The organism is Polaromonas sp., from assembly GCF_018780625.1.
Lineage (GTDB): Bacteria > Pseudomonadota > Gammaproteobacteria > Burkholderiales > Burkholderiaceae_C > Polaromonas.
This window is the reverse complement of the sequence record NZ_JADMJK010000228.1, coordinates 15,505-24,740: the sequence shown is the minus strand read 5'-3', so window position 1 is coordinate 24,740 and position 9,236 is coordinate 15,505. Positions and strand designations below refer to the sequence as shown.

The window sequence follows — 9,236 nt, the reverse complement described above, 5'->3', positions numbered from 1 at the left end:
GGCGCCACTCATGCCGGGTGAAGCCTTCGCCCGGCTGCATGGGCTCACCGGAGGTGAGTTGCGCGTGCTGCTGGCGCTTTCCCAGGGGCTGGGCGGCATGGAAGCGGCCAACATGCTAGGTATCAGCGAGCCGACGATGCGCACCCACCTGCAGCACATATTCGCCAAGACCGAGACATCCAGGCAGGCCGATCTCCTGCGCCTGTTGCACAACTCAACACCGCCGATTCATACCCTGCAGACGACTGCCCATTGATTCGAGGGAGTCTGACCCCAACGGGCTGCACAGCCGGCCTGCAGCCGAGTTCAAGGCGTCTGCGTTGTTGTCCAAAAACGTTGGACGCCGACTTTCGCGATGCCGGTTCTCATGTGCATCGGACTGCTTGGCGTCGAGTCCCGAGCCTTGGGCGGTCAGACGTGACCGCTCTCTCCCAGTCTTTAATGCGGATCGGTCTTACATCCCGAGATATGCAGCGCGCACCTGCTCATTGCTGATGAGTTCCTGCCCCGTGCCGGTCAAGGTGACATTGCCCGTCTCCAGCACATAGCCCCGGTCGGCAATCGCCAGCGCGGCAAAGGCGTTTTGCTCCACCAGCAAAATGGTCATGCCCTGGGCCTTGAGCATCTTGACGACGTTGAACACTTCCTCGACCAGCAGCGGCGCCAGGCCCATGGACGGCTCGTCGAGCAGCAGCATTTTCGGGCGGCCCATCAGCGCCCGGCCGATCGCCAGCATCTGCTGCTGGCCACCGGACAAGGTGCCTGCGGGCAACTTGCGTTTTTCCTTGAGGACAGGAAACATGGCGAAGACCTTTTCCAGATCGCCTTCGACTTGACTCCTGGGCTGCGTGTAGGCACCCAGGCGCAAGTTGTCATCAATCGACAGCGGCCCGAACACCTGGCGCCCCTCCGGGCTCTGGCAGATACCCCGGCGCATGCGCATGTCCGAGCGCAGCCGGCTGATGTCTTCCCCGTCAAAATGAATGCTGCCCGCGCTCATCGGCTGCACACCCGACAAGGTGCGTAAGAAGGTAGTCTTGCCCGCGCCGTTGGCGCCCACCAGCGCCACGGTTTCGCCGCGCCGCACTTCCAGGCTGATGCCCTTCAGGGCCTTGATGCGGCCATAGCAACTCTCCATGTCGCGCACGCGCAACAAGACATCGGCCTTGACCGGCGCCGCATCCGGCTGCAGCGTGCCCGCTGTGTGGCCGCCCAGTCCGATCGACTCCGGGGCCAGGCTGGCGATGCGGTGAAACAGTTCGCGAAACTCCGCTTTGGCCTTGTCGCCAAACAGCGGGTCCTCGTTGTCGAGGAAGGCGCGGTCAATTTCGGCCCAATCTTCCGGGGCCAGGGTCTCGCGGGCCAGCGGCATCACCAATTTTTCTTCCTGGCGCATATGGTCTTTAAGCCCGGCTGTGTAGGTGCGCAGCGTGGCAACAAACTCGGGGGCAGCCAGCGCGCCCCCGGCGGCTTGCGCGACAGACGCGCGCAGGATCCTGAGTTGCTGCGGCCCATCGCGATGCTCCTGCTGCAGGGAGTCCAGAATAGCGGTGGCCTTGTCGCTGCGCAGGCGCAGCAGGCGAAACAGATAGTCGTCTTCCTTGGGGTGGTGAAAACGATCGACAAACTGCTCGATGTAATCAAAGACCGCGTTGAAAAATGCGGGGTCGACCTGTGCGCCGTCCTCGATTTCCCCGGCAACATGGTCGATGGTGGTGGCCAGGCGCCACATATTGCTGTGGTCTTCGCTGATGATGCGTAGTGCTTGCATGCGGTTCTTCTTGTTTTTCAGGCGTGCGCGCCGAGGTAGGCGGCGATGACATCGGGGTTCTTGCGCACTTCGTCGCCCGTACCCTCCGTCAGCTTCTTGCCATAGTCGAGCACCAGGATGCGGTCGGAGAGGTTCATCACCATCTTCATGTCGTGCTCCACCAGTACCACGGTGACGCCGGAATCGGCCACCCTGCGTACCAGGGCATCGACTTCAATGGTTTCCTTCGGGTTCAGGCCGGCAGCGGGCTCGTCGAGAAAGATGATGCGGGGCTTCAATGCCAGCGCGCGCGCAATCTCAAGTCGCTTCAGTGCGCCGTAAGGCATGCTGTCCGCGCGCGCTTCGATGTATTTCTCCAGGCCCACAAAGCGCATCAGCTCGGCGGACTCTTCGCGCAGTTCAGCGTCACGGCGCGTGATGGAGGGAAAACGCAGCGCCGCCTTGAGCGGATTGCGGTCCAGTCGCAGGTGGGCGCCCACCATCACGTTTTCCAGGGCGCTCATGTTCATGCAGATCTGCAGGTTCTGAAACGTGCGGGCAACGCCGCGCCTGGCCAGCTCGTTCGGTGGTTTGCCACCGATGGATTCACCGTCGAGCAAGATGGAGCCGCTGGTGGGGGTGTACACCCCGGTGATCAGGTTGAAAAGGGTGGTCTTGCCTGCGCCGTTGGGGCCGATGACGGCATAGACGATGCCGGCCTCGATGCTGAAACTGACGTTTTGCACCGCCTTGACACCGCCGAACTGGATGCAGAGTTGCTTGACTTCAAGGAGTGCCATGCTCAGGCTCCCTTTCCAAATTTGGCCGCCAGCGTGGGCACCAGCCCCCGGGGCATGAAGATCATGCAAACCATCAGGATGGTGCCGAAAGCGACGGTTTCCCAGCCTTCAAACGTCGCCAGCGCCTGCGGCAGTGCGGTCAGCAGCACGGCGCCGACCAGGGAGCCGTAGACCGAGGCCATGCCGCCAATCACCACCATGGTGACCAGTTCAATGGAATGAAAGAAGTCGGCGAAGTTGGGCGTGACAAAGCCCACGTAATGGGCCGTGACGCTGCCCATCAGGCTGGCAAACACCGCGGAGATGACAAAGATCGACACCTTGTAGCGCACCACGTTGACGCCGGCGACCTGGGAGGCGACTTCCGAGCCGTGCAAGGCGCGCAAGGCCCGGCCAAATGGCGAGTCAATCAGGTTGAGCGAAGCCCAGACGCTGATGGACAGCAGCAGGGCCACGACCCAGTACCAGTGCTTGTCGCTGGACAGCTCAAAGCCCAGCAGGCCAAGGGACGGCACGGCCATGCCGTCGGGTCCGCCGGTCAAGGCCGCTTCATTGCGCAGCACAATGTTGATGATGATGCCCAGGCCCAGGGTGGCCATGGCCAGGTAGTGGCCCTTGAGCTTGAAGATCGGCCGCGCCACCACGGCCGCCAGGACACCGGTGGCAAGCGCACCGGCCGCCATGGCGAGCAGCGGATGCCAGCCAAAATGGGTCGGCAGCACGGCAGACGCGTAGGCCCCAATCCCCAGGAAGCCTGCGTGACCCATGCTGATCTGGCCGGCAAAGCCGATCAGCAGGTTCAGGCCCAGGACAATCATGGCGTTGATGGCCATGCGAATCGCCAGGTCCATATAAAAGCTGTTGGGCAGTACAAAGGGCAGCACCAGCAAAATGGCGACGACGATGTACAGCCCGAAATAGGCGCTTTTTTTCATGCTTACACCCGGTCCGTTGATTTGCCGCCAAACAGGCCGCGTGGCATGAAAAACAGCATGAACAGGATCAGCACGAAAGGAATCGCATCCTTGTAGGCCGAGGAGATGTAGCCTGCGCCCATCGCCTCCAGGATGCCGACCAGCAAGCCGCCCAGCACGGCGCCCAGGCCGTTGCCCAGGCCGCCCACGACGGCGGCAACAAAGCCTTTGAGGCCGAGCATGATGCCCACGTCGTAGGACGTCATGGTGATCGGGGCGACCAGAATGCCGCCCAGGGCGCCCAGCGCTGCCGACATGGCAAAGCTCATGAAGAGCACCCAGCTGGTGTTGATGCCCACCAGCTCTGCCGCCAGGCGGTTGAACGACGTGGCCAGCATGGCCTTGCCGTGCAGCGTGCGGCTAAAGAAATACCAGAGCGCTACCACGACCAGTGCGGTGACGCCCAGCACCCAGAGGCTTTGCGGCAGGAGGGTGGCGCCCAGGATTTGAATCGGCACATCGCCAGAGAAGGCTGGCAGGCTGTGCGTGCCTTTGCCCAGCCAGACCTGAATCAGGCCGCGAATGACCAGGGACGCGCCTATGGTGATGATGATCAGGGTGACGGTTTCCGCGCCCTTGACCGGCTCGATCGCCAGCTTTTCCAGCACCACGCCGACGATGGCCGGCACCAGGATGGCCAGCACCAGCGCGACGGGCAGCGGCAAGCCGGCCTGGGCGAAAAACACCGCCAGCATGCCGCCCAGCATGATGAATTCACCCTGCGCAAAGTTGATGACGTTGCTGGCGTTGTAGATCAGCGTGAAACCCAGTGCTGCCAGTGCGTAGGTTGCGCCGACGGTCATGCCGGAGAAAAGGAATTGCAGGAATTGGGCGAGCATTACGCGGGTTGCCTGGTTTGGGACAGTACCCGGTAGCTGAACGATGGCTTGAACATTTTTTCCTTATCGGTTTGGCCAAGGGCAACATACCCGTCGCCGCCGATTCTGAAATGCAAAAATATATTTGTCAATTGAAGTGATACAAAAAAACGTTAAAAATAATAATTTTGTATCGCTTGTTCTCCTGTCAACAGGGTTTTCCCTTGCTTGTGGGGTGACAAGTCAAGGCGAAAAATGGCCGCCGCCTGGCAAGCACGCATCAATCAATGCGGACCCTAGACTGGCGAAGACAACGGATCCTGTTTCTGGAATCTTTCACCCAGCATCGGTAGCGCGGCGGGCGTTGTGCCGTTGGCAAGTTTCATGTGCAGTTCAATGTGGCGCTCGGAAGGTCCGAGCAGGCGCCGGTAGAGCTCCTTGCACAGCAGGCGCGCTTGCTGTCCGGGCCAGTTGGCCGGTAGCAGCACGTCGGGAAGCTCCGGGTCACGCAGCAGCAGTCGGCGGTAGTCGTGGATGAGCAGTGTGCGCAGCAAAAAAGCGCTTTCGTCGTCAATCTGATTGTTGACACCCTGGCGCAGCTTGGTCAGAAATGGGCTGTAACGGACGACGAAATCACTGTAAGACGTGCCCAGCTGTTCCAGGTCCCAGGCGCGCTTGACCATATCGGCGTCGCTGGCGGAGAGGTCCGATCCTGCGTTGGCGGCAAGCAAGGGCATCAAGTTCTTGAGCAAGTCACCCATGCCCTCAGTCGTGAGTGCATCCAGAGCGGTTGCCAGGTCGGTACTTGGATGCACAAAACAATCTGACCCGACGACGCCGAAGCCCTGCCAGAAAAATGCACGGCGCAAACGTTCGCGCTGCTTGGTGTCAAGCTCTCCCACCGTAAGAATCAGACGCCAGCGGCGATCCCAGAGGGGTGCGTTGGAAGCGTAGATATGGCGCGCTGTTTCTTCAAAGCGACGCTGCCCTGCGGGGGTCAGCATGTAGTCAGCGCGTCGGCCTATGGCTTCCGAGCACATCCATTCGTCCTTGACGAGGCGAAAAATGGAGGTCCGTATGAGTCTGTCACTGAGCTGCAAAGGCTCCAGCAAACCAATCAGGCTGCCTAGCCAGATGCGTCCACCACGCGGCAGGACGGCATCGCCAAAAACAGAAATGATGAGTGAGCCTGCTTTGATGCGGCTTTGTTGCCGAAATTCGGCAAGGTGTTTTTGGAGGAGATCAATCACGTGAAATGCAGAAAAGAGGCCGGCGTAAAGCCATGAATCTTAGCGTCTCCCATTGATTTTCAAGTCCCGCTGGTTTTGCGCGTCTGCACGGGGGTGTTCGTTTTTGGGGTTGCGTCCAGGTGCGAGGCAAAAAACAATTCTGATACAGATATAAAAAATTCTTCTTTAAAAAAGAATCATGTTGTGATAATCTTGATCCTGGCAAAAAGCGATTGAGTAGAAATTCGTTGCTGGCCAGGGCTATTTGCACGAAGCAAAGCCCTCCCTTTATCCAGGAACAATCAATGTCTCATCCCTTGTTCGAGAAGCACCGCATCAAACTCGAAAGCGCGCTCAAGGCGATCCAGACCCGTGGTTATTGGGCTGCCTACAACGAGATGCCGAGTCCAAAAACATATGGTGAAACTGCAGCGGAAGACGGCAAGCGGGCTTTTGAGGCGCATCGGGGGCAACAGTTTGATCTCGCCCAGCCGGGGCAGGCGGGCTGGCACGGCGGGGAGCAGTCGCCGTTCGGCGTTGAGTTGAATATTCAATACCCTGTGTGCGAGGCCCAGGCCCTGATTGATGCGGGCCAGCAGGCCATGGCCGCCTGGCAGGCTGCGGGCTGCGAGGGGCGCACCGGCATTTGCATTGAAATACTCGATCGCCTGAACCGGCAGAGTTTTGAGCTGGCACATGCGGTGATGATGACCACGGGGCAAGGCTGGATGATGGCGTTTCAGGCCGGCTCGCCGCATGCGCAGGATCGCGGCCTCGAGGCTGTGACCTATGCCTACCGCGAGCAGAGCTTCGTGCCGCGTGAGGCGCTCTGGGAAAAGCCGCAGGGCAAGAATCCGCCGCTGGTGATGAAAAAACACTTTGAACTGGTCGGACGTGGTGTCGGCGTCGTTGTGGGCTGCGGCACCTTCCCGACCTGGAATACCTACCCCGGCTTGTTTGCCGCCCTGGCCACCGGCAATGCCGTGATTGTCAAGCCGCATGGCAACGCCATTTTGCCCGCGGCCATCACCGTGCGCACCATTCGAGCCGTGCTGGCTGAAAATGGCATGGATTCCAATCTGGTCACCCTGTGTGTCGCGGCCCGGCCCGAAACCACGCAACAACTGGTCACCCATGCGGCCGTCAAGTCCGTCGACTTCACCGGCGGCAATGTGTTTGGCCAGTGGCTGATCGACAACTGCCGCCAGGCCCAGGTGTATGCCGAACTGGCGGGCGTCAACAACATCGTGATTGACTCCACCGACGCCTACCAGCCGATGCTGCGCAATCTGGCATTCACGCTCGCACTGTATTCCGGCCAGATGTGCACCACCTCGCAGGTTCTTTTTGTGCCCGCCGGCGGGATTGAAACCGAGGGCGGGCACAAGTCCTACGATGAGGTCTGCGCTGACCTTGCCCATGCGATGGTGGGCACGCTGGCCAAGCCGGAAGTGGCGCTGGCCGTGCTCGGTGCGGTGCAGTCAGCCGCTACCTTGACGCGCATTGACGAGGCCAACAGCGGTGCGCTGGGCCGGGTGATCCTGGCCTCGAAAAAGCTCGAAAACCCCGAGTTTCCAGACGCACAAGTGCGAACCCCTGTGCTGCTGGCCTGCGATGCAGCCGACGAACAAGCCTACATGCAAGAGCGCTTCGGCCCGATAACCTTCGTCGTCAAGGTGGCCGACACAGCGGCGGCGATCGCCTTGTCCGAGCGCGTTGTAAGCACCCACGGTGCGTTGACCACAGGCCTCTACTCGACCAGGCCCGAGGTGATTGACGCCATGACGGCTGCTACCTGGCGCTCCAGGGTGGCGCTGTCGATCAACCTGACCGGTGGCGTGTTTGTGAACCAGTCCTCCGCCTTCTCCGACTACCACGGCACCGGCGGCAACCCGGCGGCCAACGCGTCGTACGCTGATTCGGCCTTCGTGGCCAACCGCTTTCGGGTGATCCAGCGCCGCTGCCACGTGTAAGGAATAGCCATGCTTTTTGAAACCATCCGCTTTGAGGCGCAAGGCAGCATTGCCCGCCTGACACTGCACCGCCCCGACAAGATGAACAGCTTCAACGCGGCCATGCACGCCGAGCTGCGTGTGGCACTTGACCGGGTTCAGGAAGATCAAACCATTCGTGTGCTGGTGCTCACGGGGGCTGGACGCGGTTTCTGTGCCGGTCAGGATTTGTCGGATAGCCAGGTGCAGTTTGTTCCGGGTGAAACGCCGCCTGACATGGGTAACGTGGTTGAGAATAACTACAAGCCCTTGATCCTGCGCCTGCAAAACCTGCGTGTGCCGACCATCGCCGCCGTCAATGGCATTGCGGCCGGTGCCGGGTCCAGCCTGGCGCTGGCCTGCGATCTGGTGATTGCCTGCAAATCAGCCTCCTTCCTGCAGGCGTTCTCCAAGGTCGGACTCATTCCTGACACCGGCGGAAGCTGGTTCCTGCCGCAACGCGTGGGCATGGCGCGCGCCATGGGCCTGGCGCTGTTGGCGGGCAAGCTGTCTGCCGAGAAAGCCGCCGAATGGGGGCTGATCTGGGCCGCCGTGGAAGACGCAGAGTTTGCCGGGGCGGTGGACGCCCTGGCCGCCCAGCTTTCCACGGCGCCCACCAAAGCCCTCGTGCGCACCCGCCAGGCCATGCATGCGGCGCCAGGCCATACCCTGGAGCAACAGTTGTCCATGGAAGCCGGTTTCATGCGCGAGTTGGGCTGGAGTGCCGATTTCACCGAGGGCGTGGCCGCCTTCATCGGCAAGCGCGCTCCGAATTTCACCGGGGCATAAGCCAATGAACGCATCTCTTTCCAAACAAGCCGTTGTCGCGGTGATTGGTGCAGGCGCCATGGGCGCGGGTATCGCGCAGGTGGCAGCGGCTGCGGGCCATCCGGTGAAATTGCTGGACACCCGGGCGCAGGCGGCCGAGGATGCCGTGGCGGGCATTCGTGCCCAGTTCACAAGAATGGCCGAGAAAGGCAAGCTGACCGCAGAAGCGGCTGCGGCGGCGGGCGCGCGGCTGATGCCGGTGCATCAACTGGCTGATCTGGCCGACGCCAGCCTGGTGATCGAGGCGATCGTCGAGAACCTGGCGGCCAAGCAAACGCTGTACAGCGACCTGGAGGCAATGGTCAGTGCGGATTGCATTTTTGGCACCAACACCTCGTCGATTTCCGTCACCGCGATCGGCGCCGCCCTGCGGCATCCCGAACGGCTCGCGGGTTTGCACTTCTTCAATCCAGCTCCCTTGATGGCACTGGTGGAAATTGTCTCCGGCCTGGCCACTGACCCTGCCGTGGCCCAGACACTGTTCGCCACCGCCGCTTCATGGGGCAAAACGCCGGTCCATGCCAAATCAACGCCGGGCTTCATTGTCAACCGCGTCGCCCGCCCGTATTACGCCGAAGCCCTGCGCGTGCTCCATGAAGGCGGGGCTGACCCTGCCACCATAGACGCCTGCTGCCGCGAAGCCGGTGGTTTTCGCATGGGGCCGTTCGAGTTGATGGACATGATCGGCCACGACGTTAATTTTGCCGTCACCAATTCCGTCTGGCGCGCTTTCTTCCATGATCAGCGTTTTTTGCCGTCCCTGATACAGCAGGAACTGGTCGATGCCGGCTTCCTCGGCAAGAAAACCGGGCGTGGGTTTTATGACTACCGGGAAGGCGCCGTGCG

At 61.1% G+C, this 9,236-nt stretch carries 9 protein-coding genes and 1 pseudogene; 4 read left to right on the top strand and 6 right to left on the bottom strand.

The genetic code is table 11. From position 1 onward, the window contains the following. Positions 1-256 (top strand): helix-turn-helix transcriptional regulator (locus IV091_RS16425; RefSeq protein ID WP_293470330.1); only part of this gene is annotated, 256 nt, incomplete at its 5' end. Positions 257-454: 198 nt separating this feature from the next. Here the strand turns inward: IV091_RS16425 and IV091_RS16420 are convergent. The 6 genes and pseudogenes from IV091_RS16420 to IV091_RS16395 form a co-directional block, all read right to left on the bottom strand. Next, positions 455-1,156, bottom strand: coding sequence for an ABC transporter ATP-binding protein (locus IV091_RS16420; protein WP_293470332.1), 702 nt, complete (start codon positions 1,154-1,156; stop codon positions 455-457). 216 nt (positions 1,157-1,372) lie between these two features. Then, positions 1,373-1,771 (bottom strand): annotated as a pseudogene (locus IV091_RS16415) (hemerythrin domain-containing protein); the annotation flags it as partial. 17 nt (positions 1,772-1,788) lie between these two features. After that, positions 1,789-2,550, bottom strand: coding sequence for an ABC transporter ATP-binding protein (locus IV091_RS16410; RefSeq protein WP_293470329.1), 762 nt, complete (start codon positions 2,548-2,550; stop codon positions 1,789-1,791). Between the two features lie 2 nt (positions 2,551-2,552). Further along, positions 2,553-3,485 carry a branched-chain amino acid ABC transporter permease gene (locus IV091_RS16405; protein WP_293470328.1) on the bottom strand — a complete coding sequence of 311 codons (933 nt, stop codon included), beginning with the start codon at positions 3,483-3,485 and terminating at the stop codon, positions 2,553-2,555. A 2-nt stretch (positions 3,486-3,487) separates the two neighbouring features. Beyond that, entirely contained in the window at positions 3,488-4,363 is an 876-nt protein-coding gene (locus IV091_RS16400) for a branched-chain amino acid ABC transporter permease (protein WP_293470327.1), read from the bottom strand. Positions 4,364-4,638: 275 nt separating this feature from the next. Beyond that, complete coding sequence (locus IV091_RS16395; protein ID WP_293470326.1) at positions 4,639-5,592, bottom strand: PaaX family transcriptional regulator C-terminal domain-containing protein; 954 nt, start codon at positions 5,590-5,592, stop codon at positions 4,639-4,641. A gap of 284 nt (positions 5,593-5,876) precedes the next feature. Here IV091_RS16395 and paaN point away from each other — a divergent pair, with 284 nt between their 5' ends. The 3 genes from paaN to IV091_RS16380 all read left to right on the top strand — a co-directional run. After that, positions 5,877-7,544, top strand: coding sequence for a phenylacetic acid degradation protein PaaN (gene paaN / locus IV091_RS16390; protein WP_293470325.1), 1,668 nt, complete (start codon positions 5,877-5,879; stop codon positions 7,542-7,544). Between the two features lie 9 nt (positions 7,545-7,553). Beyond that, complete coding sequence (gene paaG, locus IV091_RS16385) at positions 7,554-8,351, top strand: 2-(1,2-epoxy-1,2-dihydrophenyl)acetyl-CoA isomerase PaaG (protein ID WP_293470324.1); 798 nt, start codon at positions 7,554-7,556, stop codon at positions 8,349-8,351. A gap of 4 nt (positions 8,352-8,355) precedes the next feature. Beyond that, a partial coding sequence (locus tag IV091_RS16380; protein WP_293470323.1) for a 3-hydroxyacyl-CoA dehydrogenase NAD-binding domain-containing protein occupies positions 8,356-9,236 on the top strand: 881 nt, incomplete at its 3' end.